Below are 16,593 nucleotides of genomic sequence, written 5' to 3'. Positions count from 1 at the left end.
CTGCAGTTTTTAAATCAGCAGTGTCTTTGCCCACTATAAGTAACATTTTTTTATAGCGATGGAGTGGGTTAGAAATAATTTCAATTGTTGGTTTATCAACATCAGGGTAGTCACGTAAAAAATCAGGCTTAGAGTCGTTAGTGATAAACACCACGCTATGTTCATTAGGTGCTTTATTTTTTAATAACGGAAATTGTGCTCCGCGCCAATCGGCTTGTGCACCAAACCAGCTAGATAAAGTGGCGGCAGCTTCAATGGCTTCTTTGTTTGGCGTTGTAGCAAATATAAATGGCAGGTTTAATTTACTAAAATCTTTACTATCAAAAAAGGGTTCAGGTAAATACTCTAAACGACTATCAATAGCCAGCTCAGTCTGATCAAGAGTAATATTGCTTGATTTACTTATTTCAACCCAAATAGAGCGATTATGGTAATCATGACAGGTCAAGTCGTAATAGCCCACTAACTCAAAACGAATTTGATTAAAGTCTTGTATGTATTTTGAATTGAGTTGAATGTTATGCGTAATTAAGTTTTCAACGGTACTAAGCTGTTTATTAACAGGTAATACTGTGACTAAGTTTTCATTAAAATATACTTTTAAGTGTGAAACATTAGCAAGCAATGATGGCGAGTTAGTATAAGAAAAGTTAAGCATTAAGTTTTTGCTTAGTTTATCTATACTGTTGGTAAAATCGACGCGAGAATTATTGTTTACTCCATCTAGTTTATAGTTAGTAAAACCTAAAGCATTAAAATCAAGTTGTAAGCCTGATACGGCTGCACTTTCGGGGTAACCATTTGCAAAAAGTGATTTATTTGGCATAGGTTCGATAGCAATAACGTGCCACGCCGTACTAGTAAACAGAAGTAGGGTGAGTGTATTAAGCAACTTTTTAATCATAATTATTCTGCACTATCGGTTTTTTGGGAATGAATGAATTTACGTAAATAACTAAATTAGTCATAAACTTAATAATAGGTTGAAGTTGTCTTGGTGCGTGAAACAATATATTAGTAAACCCTCGTAAACTTGTTTTTTTAACTTCTTTAAAGCTATAAGATGGGCGATCATGTTTAAAATTGTTTTGCCAATCTAACCAAGCATCAGCTCTTGAAAAAGTACACTGAATAAACGCCAGTTGCTTTTCTATACTGAGATCTTTGAGTGTAAGACCAAATTGCTTCTCCCGAGTATTAGTTACATAGGTAGTAAACGAAAACTGCTTATTACCTCTGCTCATTAATAGCTCTATTTTATCGTTAACCCTGCATAAATGCGCATGCTCGGTTTCAATACCTACTCCGTTATCAGAGTAGTCGGTAATTTTAACTTTTAAAGTATGTCCATTCGCTAAACGAATACCCGCCGGAAAGTTTGCTTTTACGCGGTGTGAGTTTCTTACTTGACGAGCTTCAGCTGCTACCGCGACGGCAGCACCTAAAATAATAATATTATAGGTGGCCCATGCCATACTAATAATTAGCACTCCAATTTGATTTGGCTCACCAAAAAAGGCTCTTAAAGTACCCACAATAATGCCTAATAAGTTAATCGCGAGTAATACCATATAGGGTTTAGAAATCCCCCAATCATAATGCTCTTTATTATTAAGTCCCCCTTTTTCAGTTACATTAAACTTGCCTTTATTTGGGTTAAATAAAGCAACTGTGGTGGGTTTTAATATATACCAAGCCAGTACTGTTTCGTAAACTTCACCCCAAAATGAGTACCTGTATTTACCTTGAATACGTGAGTTAGTCGCTTTTACTTGAATGAGTGTGGGTACAACATAAATAAATATGGCTAAAAATGGTGCATAGATAATATAAGCGTTGAAATAGATGAGTGCTAAAGGAGCGGTTAAAAATACAATGCGAGGAACCCCAGATAAAAAGTGTAGCATGGCATTTATATAGCACAGTCGTTGTGGCAGGTTTAACCCTTTGCCTAATAGTGGATTATCAAGACGAAATATTTGCGCCATACCACGCGCCCAACGAATTCGTTGGCCAATATGAGCCGATAAACTGTCGGTGGCTAATCCCGCGGCTTGTGGAATATTAATATAAGCTGTTTTATAACCTGCGCGCTGCATTCTTAGTGCTGTGTGCGCGTCTTCAGTTACGGTTTCAAACGCAAAGCCGCCTATATCATCAAGTGCTTGGCGTTTTAATACCGCACACGAGCCACAAAAGAAGGTAGCGTCCCACATATCATTTCCATCTTGAATTAGGCCATAAAACAGCATGTTTTCGTTAGGGACTTGACTGTGGTTATTTAAATTTCTTTCAAAGGGATCGGCTGAAAAAAAGTGATGCGGGGTTTGCACTAAGCATACCTTACTATCTTTTAAAAACTGCCCCATGGTCATTTGTAAAAATGATCGAGCAGGAACGTGGTCGCAATCAAAAATAGCAATGTATTCGCCATCAGTATAGCGCATCGCACTATTCATATTACCCGCTTTGGCATGATTATTATCAGGGCGAGTTAAATAGCCTACGCCAACTTGTTCAGCAAATTGAGCAAACTCAGGGCGTTTGCCATCATCTAATATGTATACATTAAGCTTATCTGCGGGCCAATCAATGCTCATCGCCGCGAGTGTAGTGGGTTTTACTACGCTCAGAGGTTCATTATAGGTTGGAATATAAACGTCTACGGTTGGCCACAGGTCGGTATTTTTAGGCATGGCAATAGGTTTACGCTCAAGCGGGTTAATAGTTTGGAAAAAACCAAGAATTAGTACTAGCCAAGCATAGGTTTCAGCAAGCAATAAACCTAAACCTAGGAATAAAGCGAGAGGATCATCCCAATTTAGTGTTTCAGTGTACCGCCACCATAAATAGCGCGAGGAGGTAGTGACTGATAATGTGATCATGATAATAGTCGCCATTTGCCCTTTTACTCGTCTTAGTGAATAGGCTACCAATAAAATAAAACTAATAAATACAGCTTGAGCCTCTAAGCTAAACGGAATAGTGATAAAAATAGCCATTAAAAATAATATAAATGTAAGAGCAATATATTTTATAAGCTTATTTTGCCAGATACTCGCATCTGCCATTGTTTTAAAAGCACTTTTTTTTGTTTTTTTAGTGCTTTTAGATAATAAACTTTTTAGTAACTTCCCTAGCTTTAAGTCAATCCAGCGTAGTTGTCTAAATGTATAGTTTACTGACGAGTAAAAATAATGATTAATAGGCTCTTTTACAGCGCTATTTTTAGGCTCATATTTAAAAAACAATAAAAATAAACTTTGTAATACAAAGCGCAGGCTATTTGAGTAAATAAAGCTGCGATAAGGTAATTTTAAGTGTGGGTAATATGTACGCAAAAAGTTATGAGTAGTTAATTTATGAGGGTTAAACTTTATAAATAACGAGCTAATAAGCGTTATAAAAGGAAATGAAAACGCTTCTACTACATTCATTTTGTGTTGATTAAAATAGCAATGAAATTTAAACATCACGAAGCGAGCTAGCTTTTCTGTAAATAAAAGGCGCAAAAGTAAATATAAAGTACGATCTAATGGGCGTCTATTTAAGGTACTCATAACTATAACGCTGCCTTGCTGACCAACCAGCCAGCAAGTGTTTCAAAGTCGTCATTCGCCACGCTATAGGGGGCGCAATTAAATGCAACATTGCGATAAGCAGTCGCCTCTTTAACAACTTCATCATGATTAATAAAAAATGGCGCTATTCGCGGCAGTGTTGTTTGCCACAGTGCAAATAAATCAAACTCAAGTAATGAAGCTGAATTGTATTTATTGACTAAAAAATAATGTTTCCAGTCAATATTAGACTCCTTAAGTGTTACTAAGCGTTTGTGAATTAAGCTGTGGCAAGTTGCATCACAGTTTACTAACTCAACAAAAATATCGTCGTGATTTAAACTGTAATGCGTAATATCTATATGTGAAGGGCAGTCGTATAGCATCCATGTGCCAGGAGCAAGGTCTAATTGCTGGCAGCTATTTACTGTATCTATAACATCATTTGTTGTGGCTGAATTATCGCCAAAGGGCAGAAATATAATGCTATTACTATCTTGTTGAAACATTGACAGCGCATCATTAAATGTTTCAGCGTTACTCCAACCAAGAGTTTGTGTCCAAGGTAAACCAAAATGTAAGCTTAAATCACTTTTTGCGTCTAAGTCGATAGCAATAACATCAACATCTGATTTTTTAAGTGCGCATGCGAGGTTGGCTACAATAGATGTGCCTCCTGTACCGCCTTTTATCCCTTTTATAAAAACTCTTTGCACTTTATTAAGCTACCTATTTATTTTGTGGCATTAACTGCACTGTCTATTTCCTTTAATAAAGGATACTTATTTATTGTTTTTATATTTTGTTGTTGATTAACTATTTCGACATAATCGTCACTTTGGCCGCCAAAGCGATGCGATAAGTTTTTAATGTCATTAGATGTTAACGTTTTTGACTCTTTAAAAGCTAAAATTCTCATTGATAGTTATACTGCTTTGTTAATAGACTTTATTTTTTAAAGTGGACTTTATTTAGCTATTATATATAGAATAGCGCTTAAAACTAGTGAAAAAGTATTTTAAAATAAGGGTTTTTAATTGCATCAGCTTAATATATCGGGATTAGAGCCTTTTGCCAAAGAGCTACAAACGGCCTCAAGCTATGCTGTTTTAGCGCCTCAAGACAATATAGTTATCGAATTTGCGTTACAAAGTGTTAACGAAAGTTGCGCAGGCAATATATTTATTGCATCTGCGCAGATTGAATCTTTTTTTGAGCTTTCCTCTTCATCTAACTTAATTACAGCATACGAAAATAACCAGGTGCATTCATTTTCATTTAGCGCACAAAATAAAGATTTTGGTATTAAAGAGTTAGTAAAAAAAATGCTCAGTGAACTAAGTATTTACTCAGAAATAACCGAATCCTTAGTGTTTATTCATTTAAGTACGATGCAATTAGAGTCTATAAAAGAGTCAGAAGTTGAACAGCTGATGGAGTACTTTACGAAGTTTGCTAAGCGTACTAATGCAACTTTATTACTATTAGTGTCTGGGCCTGAAGTTGTTAAGTATCGCTTTTTAATCAGGCGTTTAAATAAATTATTCGATGGCAGCGTTTTTATTGATAATGATGCTGCAATACGTACCATCGACTATGATTACTGGCGTCATAGCACAGGTATATTAGCTAACGAACAATATCAGTTGGTTTTTAAACACAATAAATTAATAGCAAAGCAAGCTATAGGTAACGAAGTAGAAAAGCCCGGTAGTAAGAACTTTTTTGATGAAGACGATGTGTGGCTTGTACAAAATGCAGTTCCTGAGGGGACTAAGTTGCCAGCACATTATCGCATTGTGGATGATAATAAAGACCTATATAAAAAAGGCCCTAGAATAGAAGCTGCTACGCTTGTTTTTTCGGTAACCCGATATACTGATCTAAAACAACTAGCAACACATTGTTTTGAATTAAGAAAACACTGTGGTCGTTGGCTAAAGTTAGTAATTCAAAATGTTGATGGTATTATTCGTCATCAAGATGAGTGTTTATTTTTAACTCTTGGAGTAAACCTTATTTTATATAGTTTTTCAGAGCCGTCACGATTATTATCGCAAATTCAGTCAATTCAAGGTTTTCAATTCTCCAGACCCTTACCGCCTTCTGTAGAGCATGTACTGCAGTACACAGAAAATACTTTTTCGAAGGGGTATTTACCTTTTATAGAATTTACTCGCCAGGTTGAAATACACAGCAACTCCGCGGTTAATTTAGGAGTGAGTGGTGTGTTAGTCAAATTAGAGCTATTACCAAGAATAGACCCTATACATCCGCTGCATTTATTTCACATAAAGCGCGAAGGGGATGTGTTAAGTGTTGCTGAAAATACAATTTATTTATATTTACACGCGTGTAGAGAAAATGATGTAGATAATGCGATTAAACATTTATTTAAGTTAGAAATCAGTGACTTTTTTGTACAGCAAAACCTGATATCGGAGCATTTTTATATTCAACAAGAATGTAAGCAACTTAGGCGTTATTATAAAGACAAAAATGTAATTGATTACTCTAAACAATTAACTGAAAACAATAGTTATGAGTTTGCCCCAAGTTTTATTAATAATTCAGCTATTGATATAGACAGCCCCGAACTTGTTATTACAGAGCGCGCAGATGCAACGCCTATTGTAATGAAGCTAAGGATATAAATTATGAGTATGAATCAATTTATTATTACGACCTTATTGGCAATGTTGCTCGGTGGTATATTGTGCCTAGCGGGTTCGTTTATATTATCTAAATTAAAAACATACTATCTACAGCTCACTTTTAAACACCAAGTTTTAGAGCCGTACATGTTTAAAAAAAATGAAAAGGACAAACCGTGAAATTATCGGGTTTAGGTATTTGGAATCTCTATTTTTTAGTAAAGTTTGTACTTTTTTATTATGGTGCCATAAAATTTGATTTTTTAAGTAATGCTGCTTTAGCTGCCTTATTTGCACTTACCTTTAGTAATTCACAAGTAGATAAGCTAAAGCATTTTATTGGCGCGGTGTTTGCGATTGTATTGCTTTATAAAGATTCATGGTTACCTCCAATTGATAGATTAACCAAACAAGCGGGAAATATTCAAGATTTTAGTTTAGGTTATTTTGTTGAGTTGTTTGGCCGCATAGTTAATTACGATATGCTGTTGGGCTTATTTATTATTGTTATTTGTTTTTGGTATACCTCGCAGTGGATCCGCTTTACTACAGTAACAATAGCTGGATTAATTTTTATAGGTTACCAGGGGGCGTTAAAGCCAAATGATATGGCAGTGTCGGTGCAAAATGCGCCTAATCAAGAGCAAGAGTTTAGTAATACTGCTGTAGTTACCCAAAAGCTAGATTCAGCAGATCAGCAATTAAATGATTTTTATAAGCAGCAGAGCCAATTAGTTAGCTACTTTCCAGATGAGTATAACGGCACGCAATTTGACGTTGTTGTTTTAAATATATGCTCCCTAGCTATTGCAGACTTAAACGCTATAGGCGTTAGTTTAGATGATGTTTATAGTGATTTTGATATTGTGTTTTCTGATTTTAATTCAGCTACATCCTACAGTGGTCCTGCCGCTATTAGGTTACTGCGAGCAAGTTGTGGGCAAACAAGCCAACCAGCACTGTTTGATGATGCGCCAGAGCAATGTCACTTATTTAATAACCTAGAAAAGCTAGGATACGACAGTCATTTAGTTATGAATCATGATGGCCATTTTGACGGCTTTAAAGATTTAGTGAAAAAACAAGGTAAGCTAAATAGCCCACTATTTGATACCACATCATTACCTGTTGCGCAGTATAGCTTTGACAGTAAACCTATTTATTCAGACGAGGCAGTGCTCAATAGTTGGCTTGAAGAGCAAGGCGATAGCTGCGCACCTTGCGCTATGTATTACAATACGATTAGCTTGCACGATGGCAATCAATTGGCTAATAGCAGGCGCATGAATAGTGATGAAAGTTATCCTGTTAGACAACAAAATTTATTTTCAGATATTAATCAGTTTATTAAAAACTTAGAAAAACGCGGCCGCAACGTGATGCTAATGTTAGTGCCAGAGCATGGCGCTGCACTGCAAGGCGACAAAGTACAATTTGCAGGGCTGCGCGAAATACCAAGCCCTTCAATAGTAACAGTGCCAGCGGCAATTAAGTTTATAGGTCCTGACTTGCCTCGTATGTCGCAAATAACAGTGGCAAATACAAGCAGCTACTTTGCTCTATCTGAGCTGATAACTAAGGTGATGAAGAGTAATTACTTTGCAGGGAAAAGTAATAATATGGCAGAATTAGTGAGCCAGTTACCCACTTCGCAAAAAGTAGCAGAAAATGCCGGAACAATAATGATGTATGTTAATAAACGTCCATATATTCAATTAGATGGCGGTGAGTGGACTTTATATCCCCGAGGGTGAGTTATTTTTTTATATTTAGCTCAAGCAAAAAAAATGCATATATGTCCAAATTTGTTTACATTAAACTATCCAGCTGATCAGAGTTAGCGTATTATTCAGCGCAAATAGTTTCCCCTTATTTGAGGCTGTATGCGTTTAGATATTCATTGTGCGGATCGAGTTGGTATTGCTCAAGAAATCCTTAATATTTTAGTTAACTATAATGTTGATTTAAAAGGGATTGAAGTCGACTCAGTTAATTGTCGTATGTATGTTAGCTTTCCTGAAATAGAATTTGAGCAGTTTCAAAAAATCATGCCATCAATTCGCTTAATTGATGGTGTGCATGATGTACGCACCACGGCATTTTTACCCTCAGAGCGTGAACATAACGAATTAAATACACTACTAAGAGCACTACCCGATGGCGTTATTTCAATAGATGCCAAAGGTTGGGTGCGTTTATGTAATGACGCAGCGTGCAAAGATTTACAACTAACAGAAAAAGAAGTTATTGGTGCCAATATTAATAACTTACTTAAAGGTTTTAATTTTACTCGCTGGCTTGAGGGTAAAGAAGTACTTGGCCAAACTACGCGCGTAGAAGTGGCAGGTGAAGATTTTATTGCGGATATTTTACCCATTGCTGTTCCGCAAAGTAACGAAGGCGATGTGTTAGCCGGGGCGGTAATAAATATTAAATCGCAAAGTCGCTTAGGCCAACAAGTAAGTGCTTTTAGACGCTATGGACAAGAGAGCTTTGCTACTATTCATAACTTTAGCACTGCAATGCGCCGAGTAGTGCGTGAAGCACGTAAAATGGCGCAGTTAGAAGCGCCTATTTTAATTACTGGCGAAACCGGTACTGGTAAAGAGTTGCTCGCACGTGCATGTCATTACGCTTCTAATCGCTCTGTTAAGCCTTTTATTGCTTTGTCGTGTGCTTCGCTACCCGATGATGTGGCCGAATCTGAATTATTTGGTTATGCCGGTTACGAAGAAAACGCCGCGCCAAAACGTGGCGTACTTGAACAAGCCGATGGCGGTACTGTATTTTTGGATGAAGTGGGCGAAATGTCTACTCAATTACAAACCAAGTTACTGCGCTTTTTACAAGATGGCACATTTAGAAAAGTAGGCGATGAAAACGAAGTAAAAGTTAATGTACGTATTGTTGCTGCCACTCAAAAAGACTTGCCAGCTATGGTGCAAGAGGGTGTTTTTAGGGAAGACTTATATTACCGTATTAACGTTTTAACGCTAGAAATAGCACCACTGAGAGATCGCAAAGCCGATGTGGGGCCGCTTGCTGAGCACTTTATTCAAAAGTACGCACAGCAAAATGGTCATGACGTGCCGTTGTTATCACAAGAGTGTTTAAGCTTTTTACAAGATTATCCGTGGCCGGGTAATGTGCGCCAATTAGAAAACGCAATTTACCGTGCTGTGTCTTTGTTAGATGACAGTGAATTACGCGTTGAGCATTTACAACTCCCTACATTTACCCATGATTTAGGGTATTTAGAATCAGATTTTGAAGGCTCACTCGATCAAGCAGTTAAACGCTTTGAGGCTACGTTATTACGTAAGCTATATCCTGCTTATCCTAGCTCACGCCAACTAGCAAAGCGCCTTGGTTTAAGCCACACCGCGGTGGCAAACAAGTTACGTGATTATGGTATTAATCGTAAAACAGTAAAAGTTTAGTAACGCAAAGTAATAACTATAAGCTTAAACGTGCGCGGGTAGCTTATAGTTATTTACTTTAATAAAGTAAACTTTGGCTAAACGCGTGTGATACACTTAATTTAATTTTAACTGGTAAGACCTCTGCCGTGAACTTATACATTCGACTTATTTTATTGTTTTTTAAAATTAAACGTAACCATGACTATCAACACTTACTTGATACGGTAGATATTGATTACAAAGCCCTACCTACAGATTGCGATATAAACTTACATTTAACTAATTCACGTTACTTGGCTATGATGGATTTATCGCGCACTTGGATGACAGAGCGGGTGGGTTTATTAAAGCACATATTAAAACGTCGTTGGTTTCCAATTGTAAACGCGACTGCTATTACTTATATTCGCGATATAAAACCTATGCAGCGTTATACAATTAGCACGCGCTTAGTGGGCTGGGATCATAAGTACTTTTATATAGAGCAAAAATTTCACTCTCAGCGTGGCTTACACGCAATTGCTTATGTGCGCGGCGTATTTAAAAGTAAAAAGGGCATAATTAGCATTGAAGAAATGCTGGAAGTAGCTGACTTTAAAGGTGTAGCCCCTATTTTACCAAGTGAAGTAATGCACTGGAAAGAAATGTTAGAGCAGAAAAAAGTAACTAATTTACCACGATAATAATAATTAACCTGAGCTCTGGTTAGTTATGAGTAATAATCAATAGTTGAAAAAAAAAGGCCTTACGGCCTTTTTAACACACATGCTTATTACTATTAAAAGCTGTATTTAACCCCAAACATCGCCACAATTGGGTCAATTTTAACAGTTGACGTTAATGCTTGAGCGCCATCGGCATAGACAGTTGCATCAGTTTCAATATCCATAATTGAAACCATAGCGTGTAGGCCCCATTTTTCATCTATTTTATAGTTAGCACCCACTTGCGCTACAAAGCCAAACGAATCATCAAGTTTAACTTCTACATCATCTGTTCCAAGTACTGTTTTTAGTGCTTGAGAAGGTTGCTCATCAAAGAAAGTTGTATAGTTAACACCTACACCAACAAAAGGGCGAAACGCGTAGCTTGAATCTAAAAAGTGATATTGCGCTACTAACGAAGGAGGTAAATGCTTAATGTTAGCTATTTTATTGCCCGCTAAACCACCCGCGCCATTTATATCATGTGAAAACGGTGTAGCTGCAATTAACTCTAACACCCATTGCTCATTAAAAGCATAATCAACAGTAATACCTAACTGAGTATCTGAACCCGGATTAAGTCCTAGGGCAGAATTTTCGTTAATTGGTGAGCTAGTACTATCAGGGTTTACGTTTATAGCACCCACGTTTACGCTAAAGTTAGCGTGTGCAGCAGGAGAGAGTGCTAATAAAGAGGTGAGTAATGCAATGCTTAATTTAGTTTTCATGTTGTTCTCCAAGAACTACTTTGTGATTGCCGCTATTATTATTCATTAACACAAACAATAACTTGTTTTAGATCAAGGTTTCAGAAATGTTTGAAGTTAGCAAAATCATTTATTGATTTAGATTAAGTTTCTCCACAGTACATAACAAAAGCTATTGACTTATTTAGGTAATATTCAGAATAAAATCAGCCAAGTTTGTTAAACTTATCTTTATGTCTTCTTTTCAATATTAAGCAGGTTAAATGAACGCTACCCAGCAGCTGTTTCTTCATGGTTCAATTTCTAAAGCGCTGCTTAAGTTAGGTATTCCTATAATTTTAATCAATGTTTTACAGTCGGCGTATCAACTCACTGACGCTTTTTGGGTGGGGCGTTTAGGGGCTGCGCAAGTTGCTGCTGTGTCTATTAGTATGCCTGTTACTTTTTTAGTCATTGCCATAGGTGCAGGTTTGGCGATGGCAGGGGCTATTTTATCGGCGCAATATATGGGAGCAGGGCAGCAAGACAAAGTAAATCATGTTGCCGCGCAAACTATGTTAATGGTGACGCTAACAGCCATAGTGCTGGGGGGCATAGGTTATATGCTATCGCCTTATTTTTTAACCCTTTTAGGCGTAGAAGACGCTGTTTATGGCGATGCACTTAAGTTTATGCATGTATCGTTTATTGGGGTTATTTTTGTATTTATTTATGCCATGTTCCAATCGTTAATGCGTGGTATTGGCCAAACAAAAGTACCGCTAATTATTGTGAGCGTGACCGTGTTGCTTAATTTTGTACTCGATCCGTTATTTATTTTTGGCTATGGCAGTTTTCAAGGCTTAGGGGTAATGGGAGCTGCACTGGCAACTTTAGTAACGCAGAGCTTAGCTGCACTTGCTGGGGTAATTATATTTTTACGCGGCCGTCATGGTATTCAATTACAGCTAAAAAGTTTTTACCCCGATTGGCAATATATAAAACAAGCCTTCTTTTTAGGCGCTCCGGGTTCAATTGAATTGTCGGCTCGTGCTTTTGGTTTAATTATCATGTCTTTTTTAGTGGCAAGTTTTGGCACGCAAACGATTGCATCTTACGGTGTTGGCTCCAATGTTTTACAAATGGTGATGATCCCAGCAATGGGTTTGTCGATGGCTGTGTCTACATTAGTGGGGCAAAATATGGGCGCAGGAAACCCCAAACGCGCTGCGCAAATAACTCAGCTTGCTAGTTTATGGGGCTTACTAGGCCTGTCGTTTGTGGGAGGGGTGGCCTATTATTTTGCCGAGCATTTAGTTGCATTTTTTATTCCCGATGATGGGGCTGTAATCGCTAAAGGCGCAAAATTTATTCGCATAATGTGTTTAACTTGGGGGGGAATTGGTGTACAACTTTGTGTCGTGGCTGCTTTTAGGGCATCAGGCAATATGCTTAATGCTATGTTAGTTGCCCTGTTATCACAGGGGGTTGTACAGTTTCCTGCGGCGTATATTTTATCTAAACATACGCAATTAGGAGATCACGGTATTTGGTATTCATTTGCCATTACCAACGTAGTTATTGCGCTTATTACCTATGCGTGGTTTGCTCAAGGTTCGTGGCAAAAAACTATTTTAACCAAAGAAGACAAAGACATAGCTAAAATTAGCCAAGAAGCTTTCATCGAAGAAGGCAGTCACTAAACATTGCGGTGGGGTTTGCTGCCGTATAATTAATTTTATAAGGAATAACTATGTCTGTTTTGGTTGCTATAGGGGATCGTGATAATTCTAAGCTGGTGTCGCAGTTACAAGCACGCTTACCTAATATACACATTGAGCAATATTCACAGTGTGAAGATTTCAGTAAAGTTGAGTTTGTATTAGCCTGGTATGCACCAAAAGAACTATGGGCACAATTACCTAATTTAAAAGTGGTGTCGTCGTTTGGTGCTGGGGTTGATAGCATTGATTTAGATTTGCTGCCAGAGCATGTTGAAGTAGTGCGTATTGTTGACTCCCAATTAGAAGTAGATATGGCCGAGTATGTACTTACTCACGTATTGGCGCAAAAACTACAATTAAAAGAATATTATCAAAAACAAGCCGCAACGCAATGGAAACCAAATCGGGTATTAAGTCACAACAAAGTGGCTATTTTAGGCTTTGGTCAATTAGGCAGAGCTTGTGCGCAAAGACTCGTTGATAATGGCTTTAGCGTGAGCGCGTGGGCACAAAGCCATAAAGACGTGAATAACGTGACCATGTATTATGGAGAACATGGGCTAAACGAAATGCTGCCTAATACAGATTATTTAGTGTGCTTATTACCGCTGACCGAAAACACGGCCGGAATTATTAACAAAGATTTATTGGCTAAATTACCCGCCCATGCAGTATTAGTAAATGCGGCACGCGGCCAGCACGTAATAGAAGCTGATTTATTACAGGCACTTAATAGTGACAGTTTACGCGCCGCCACGCTTGATGCGTTCGATCAAGAGCCATTGCCAAGTGAGCATCCATATTGGCTGCATCCTAAAATAACCATAACACCACATTGCGCTGCATTATCAGATGTTAACTGCGTTATTGAACAAATTGAAGTGAGTATTCAATGCTTAACTAATGGCACACCACTTAAAAACCGGGTTGATAGAACCAAAGGCTATTAGCCACAAAGAAAATGATTTGATAAACATCTTGTTAACAGGTGTAATTTTTATTATTGTATGAAACTTATTCTTACTAATAAAAATAATATCGAGAATACTATGAAGTCTAATCAGGGCGGCGTTAAATTAAGTTTAGTGGTTATATCTATTATAATTTTAGGAGTATCGGCATGGTTTAACCAAGCAAATGCTTGCGAGCTTGCGCTAATACTCTGTTAAAACAAAACCTATGCTGAGTTTTTATCAAACCTAGCATAGGTTTTTTGCTATAAGCACTAAAATTATCTCCTTAATTAGTTATCTAATTTAAGTCCTCAGTATGCTGCTTGTTGTATCACACCACAATTTCATTCTTATATTGCTAATAGTTATCGGGTTAGTCCAGATTGACGATGATAGTTGCTCAGCGTCAGCCTTATGCTGGGTGCTAAATTAATAAGCACGACATCGGAGATAAGAATGACGACAGCACCTAAGTACGTAGAAGGGCATAACCTGTTACGCGGGAAATCGGTTTTAGTAACGGCCGCCGCAGGCGCGGGCATTGGCTTTTCAGCCGCATTACGTGCAGCCGAAGAAGGGTGCCGGGCATTAATGATATCTGACATTCATCCACGTCGTTTAGATGAAGCTGTAGCTAATATAAAAGCGCAAACAGGTTTGCAACAGGTATTTGGCCAATTGTGCGACGTAAGCCAAGAAGAACAGGTTCAGGTATTGATCAATGCAGCAGAGGATAAACTCGCAGGTGTTGATGTGCTTATTAATAATGCAGGACTAGGTGGTCAAACCGCTGTAGTAGATATGAGCGACGAGCAGTGGAGTAAGGTGATGGACATTACTCTTACCGGTACATTTCGTATGACCCGTGCAATGCTGCCATTTATGCAACAACGCAAGGCAGGTGTAATCATTAATAATGCTTCAGTATTGGGTTGGCGAGCACAAAAAGAGCAAGCACATTACGCCGCTGCTAAAGCCGGTGTTATGGCATTTACTCGCTGCTCGGCATTAGAAGCTGCTGAGCATGGAGTGCGAATTAACGCGGTATCGCCATCAATCGCTTTACATGAATTTCTTAAAAAAGCCTCAAGTGCCGACGTACTTGAGCAATTAGCCTCAAAAGAAGCCTTTGGTCGTGCTGCCGAAGTATGGGAAATCGCCAACGTGATGATGTTTTTAGCCAGCGATTACTCGTCTTACATGACGGGCGAAGTTGTGTCTGTTAGTTCACAGCGTGCTTAGGGGGGCAAAATGGCAAATAAAATAATTACTAGCAAAACGCAATTACTTGCTTCAACCGGACTTGATTTAGGCGTAAGCGACTGGATTGCAGTAGAGCAAAGCCGTATTGATATGTTTGCCGAGGCAACGGGAGATCATCAATGGATCCATGTCGATCCCATTAAGGCTGCAGAAGGCCCATTTGGCGCATGTATTGCGCATGGTTATTTAACCCTGTCATTAGTTAATTATTTTTTACCTCAGTTGGTAGATGTGCAAAATATAAGCATGGGAGTTAATTACGGCTGCGATAAAGTACGCTTTCCTAATGTGGTTACAGCGGGCAGTAAAGTACGCGGCACAGGGCAAATAATTAGTGTGGAAGAAGTTAAAGGCAGTGTGCAAGTGATCACGCGAGTAACCATTGAAGTGGCAGATCAACAAAGGCCAGCCTGCGTGGTAGATACCATTAGCCGTTACTCGTTTGTCTAAATGTTTTGGTTAAGCACGACTAAAGCATAACACTTAAACAGCTAGCGGTTATGTTACAAATAATAGTATTAAATTGCTTAATATAAGAGTGCAATTTAAGAATAACGGTTATTGATAAAAGGTTGGATTTAATTACACAAACGAGGGGTAGCATGGTCAATACTGATACGCGTTATATTATTTGGTTGCTGGATTTTTTATCTAGCTTGGGAATGGATACCAATGCCATTGCTGCCAACAATGGTATCAGTCGCAGTGAGCTCCACAAACCTAATGTGCTCATTAATGCTAAACAGCACCGAGGTTTACTAACTGATGCACAGCAGTGTTATGAGGGCAGCGATCTTGGGCTCACATTAGGTTTAAAACGCTCTATTGCTACCCACGACCAACTTGCATATTTAATGATGAGCAGCGCGACGCTGCGCGATGCCAGCCATATTGGGCTTAAATATCAAAATTACTCAGGCCGCTTTTCTGGTAATTTAGTAGTGACCTCCTTTAGTGAAATTCAAGCCGAAGGCTGTTATCAAATTGACGCTAAAGCTGAGCTGGGTGAATTGCGTGTATTAGCAATAGAAGATTTACTTGCCAATATAGTCACGACTTGTCGTTGGGTGCTTGGTCAAGCATTGCCTATTACTAAACTACGTTGTAATTATCCGGCGCCAGTTCATGCTGAGCGTTACCAAGCCATTTTTAATTGCCCCGTCGAATTTGATGCCCCAGTAACCCAGCTATTTTTTGATGCTGCGATTTTGGATCAACCACTCCCGCAGTCGAGCCCAGAAAGTGTCAACTTTTATAAAAAACTGTGCGAAGAAAAAAGCATTACTCGAAATCATGGCGACATAGCATGGCGCTTGTCGCAAATTATTGTTGAAGATCCTGCCAGTCCTCCATCGCTGCACGATGCAGCACTAAAGCTGCATTGTAGTTGCCGTACCTTGAGCCGTAAGTTATTGGCGCAAGGTTGGCGCTATCAACAATTAATCGATCAAGTACGAGAGATACATGCGCGGCGACATTTGAGCGATCCTACGTTATCAATCACTCGCATTGGTCAGCAACTTGGGTATGCCGATAGTTCGGGGTTTCATCGCGCTTTTAAAAAATGGACTGGGTTGTCGCCAAGTGCTTTTCGCCATGCGTTATTTGCGGTGCGCTAATCGCTAGT

At 38.5% G+C, this 16,593-nt stretch carries 14 protein-coding genes; 9 read left to right on the top strand and 5 right to left on the bottom strand.

The genetic code is table 11. The annotated features are described in order from the left end of the window. The 4 genes from H5079_RS12350 to bcsR form a co-directional block, all read right to left on the bottom strand. Positions 1–904 (bottom strand): cellulose biosynthesis cyclic di-GMP-binding regulatory protein BcsB (locus tag H5079_RS12350; protein ID WP_182684195.1); only part of this gene is annotated, 904 nt, incomplete at its 3' end. Then, complete coding sequence (gene bcsA, locus H5079_RS12345; protein WP_182684194.1) at positions 897–3,560, bottom strand: UDP-forming cellulose synthase catalytic subunit; 2,664 nt, start codon at positions 3,558–3,560, stop codon at positions 897–899. The genes H5079_RS12350 and bcsA, both read right to left, overlap by 8 nt. A 2-nt stretch (positions 3,561–3,562) precedes the next feature. Further along, positions 3,563–4,276 carry a cellulose biosynthesis protein BcsQ gene (gene bcsQ, locus H5079_RS12340; RefSeq protein ID WP_182684193.1) on the bottom strand — a complete coding sequence of 238 codons (714 nt, stop codon included), beginning with the start codon at positions 4,274–4,276 and terminating at the stop codon, positions 3,563–3,565. A 17-nt stretch (positions 4,277–4,293) separates the two neighbouring features. Beyond that, complete coding sequence (bcsR, locus tag H5079_RS12335; RefSeq protein WP_182684192.1) at positions 4,294–4,479, bottom strand: BcsR/BcsP family cellulose biosynthesis protein; 186 nt, start codon at positions 4,477–4,479, stop codon at positions 4,294–4,296. Positions 4,480–4,597: 118 nt separating this feature from the next. Between bcsR and bcsE the strand changes: the two genes are divergently transcribed. The 4 genes from bcsE to H5079_RS12315 all read left to right on the top strand — a co-directional run bounded on the left by bcsE (position 4,598) and on the right by H5079_RS12315 (position 10,319). After that, complete coding sequence (gene bcsE / locus H5079_RS12330; RefSeq protein WP_182684191.1) at positions 4,598–6,214, top strand: cellulose biosynthesis protein BcsE; 1,617 nt, start codon at positions 4,598–4,600, stop codon at positions 6,212–6,214. 176 nt (positions 6,215–6,390) lie between these two features. Beyond that, positions 6,391–7,968 (top strand): cellulose biosynthesis protein BcsG, encoded by a 1,578-nt coding sequence (gene bcsG, locus H5079_RS12325; RefSeq protein WP_011328815.1) that lies wholly within the window; start codon positions 6,391–6,393, stop codon positions 7,966–7,968. A 129-nt stretch (positions 7,969–8,097) separates the two neighbouring features. Then, a complete protein-coding gene (tyrR, locus tag H5079_RS12320) occupies positions 8,098–9,654 on the top strand; it encodes a transcriptional regulator TyrR (protein WP_011328814.1) in 1,557 nt (518 codons plus the stop codon). Between the two features lie 128 nt (positions 9,655–9,782). Continuing rightward, on the top strand, positions 9,783–10,319 hold the full coding sequence (locus H5079_RS12315; RefSeq protein WP_011328813.1) for a thioesterase family protein: 537 nt from the start codon (positions 9,783–9,785) through the stop codon (positions 10,317–10,319). Positions 10,320–10,414: 95 nt separating this feature from the next. On the opposite strand, the gene H5079_RS12310 is transcribed toward H5079_RS12315, so the two are convergent. Next, on the bottom strand, positions 10,415–11,068 hold the full coding sequence (locus tag H5079_RS12310) for an OmpW family protein (protein WP_011328812.1): 654 nt from the start codon (positions 11,066–11,068) through the stop codon (positions 10,415–10,417). 242 nt (positions 11,069–11,310) lie between these two features. Between H5079_RS12310 and H5079_RS12305 the strand changes: the two genes are divergently transcribed. From H5079_RS12305 to H5079_RS12285, 5 genes are all read left to right on the top strand, one after another. Beyond that, positions 11,311–12,729 carry an MATE family efflux transporter gene (locus tag H5079_RS12305; RefSeq protein WP_011328811.1) on the top strand — a complete coding sequence of 473 codons (1,419 nt, stop codon included), beginning with the start codon at positions 11,311–11,313 and terminating at the stop codon, positions 12,727–12,729. 50 nt (positions 12,730–12,779) lie between these two features. After that, positions 12,780–13,700, top strand: coding sequence for a glyoxylate/hydroxypyruvate reductase A (locus H5079_RS12300; protein WP_011328810.1), 921 nt, complete (start codon positions 12,780–12,782; stop codon positions 13,698–13,700). A 459-nt stretch (positions 13,701–14,159) separates the two neighbouring features. Next, on the top strand, positions 14,160–14,945 hold the full coding sequence (locus H5079_RS12295; RefSeq protein WP_058373853.1) for an SDR family oxidoreductase: 786 nt from the start codon (positions 14,160–14,162) through the stop codon (positions 14,943–14,945). A gap of 9 nt (positions 14,946–14,954) precedes the next feature. After that, positions 14,955–15,416 carry a MaoC family dehydratase gene (locus tag H5079_RS12290; protein WP_182684190.1) on the top strand — a complete coding sequence of 154 codons (462 nt, stop codon included), beginning with the start codon at positions 14,955–14,957 and terminating at the stop codon, positions 15,414–15,416. Positions 15,417–15,568: 152 nt separating this feature from the next. Beyond that, the gene (locus H5079_RS12285; protein ID WP_182684189.1) at positions 15,569–16,585 is read left to right on the top strand and encodes an AraC family transcriptional regulator; all 1,017 of its coding nucleotides are present in this window, start codon (positions 15,569–15,571) and stop codon (positions 16,583–16,585) included. Positions 16,586–16,593 lie beyond the last annotated feature (8 nt).

This window comes from Pseudoalteromonas sp. SG44-5 (assembly GCF_014164175.1).
In the GTDB taxonomy this organism is placed as follows: Bacteria; Pseudomonadota; Gammaproteobacteria; order Enterobacterales; family Alteromonadaceae; genus Pseudoalteromonas; species Pseudoalteromonas nigrifaciens.
This window is presented reverse-complemented; position numbering and strand designations above follow the sequence as displayed.

Excerpts from the sequence above, each read along its gene's own strand:
- bcsA (WP_182684194.1), bottom strand. The coding sequence starts at position 3,560 with ATGAGTACCTTAAATAGACGCCCATTAGATCGTACTTTATATTTACTT.
- H5079_RS12300 (WP_011328810.1), top strand. The coding sequence starts at position 12,780 with ATGTCTGTTTTGGTTGCTATAGGGGATCGTGATAATTCTAAGCTGGTG.
- H5079_RS12290 (WP_182684190.1), top strand. The coding sequence starts at position 14,955 with ATGGCAAATAAAATAATTACTAGCAAAACGCAATTACTTGCTTCAACC.
- H5079_RS12285 (WP_182684189.1), top strand. The coding sequence starts at position 15,569 with ATGGTCAATACTGATACGCGTTATATTATTTGGTTGCTGGATTTTTTA.
- H5079_RS12295 (WP_058373853.1), top strand. The coding sequence starts at position 14,160 with ATGACGACAGCACCTAAGTACGTAGAAGGGCATAACCTGTTACGCGGG.
- H5079_RS12310 (WP_011328812.1), bottom strand. The coding sequence starts at position 11,068 with ATGAAAACTAAATTAAGCATTGCATTACTCACCTCTTTATTAGCACTC.
- H5079_RS12305 (WP_011328811.1), top strand. The coding sequence starts at position 11,311 with ATGAACGCTACCCAGCAGCTGTTTCTTCATGGTTCAATTTCTAAAGCG.
- tyrR (WP_011328814.1), top strand. The coding sequence starts at position 8,098 with ATGCGTTTAGATATTCATTGTGCGGATCGAGTTGGTATTGCTCAAGAA.
- bcsR (WP_182684192.1), bottom strand. The coding sequence starts at position 4,479 with ATGAGAATTTTAGCTTTTAAAGAGTCAAAAACGTTAACATCTAATGAC.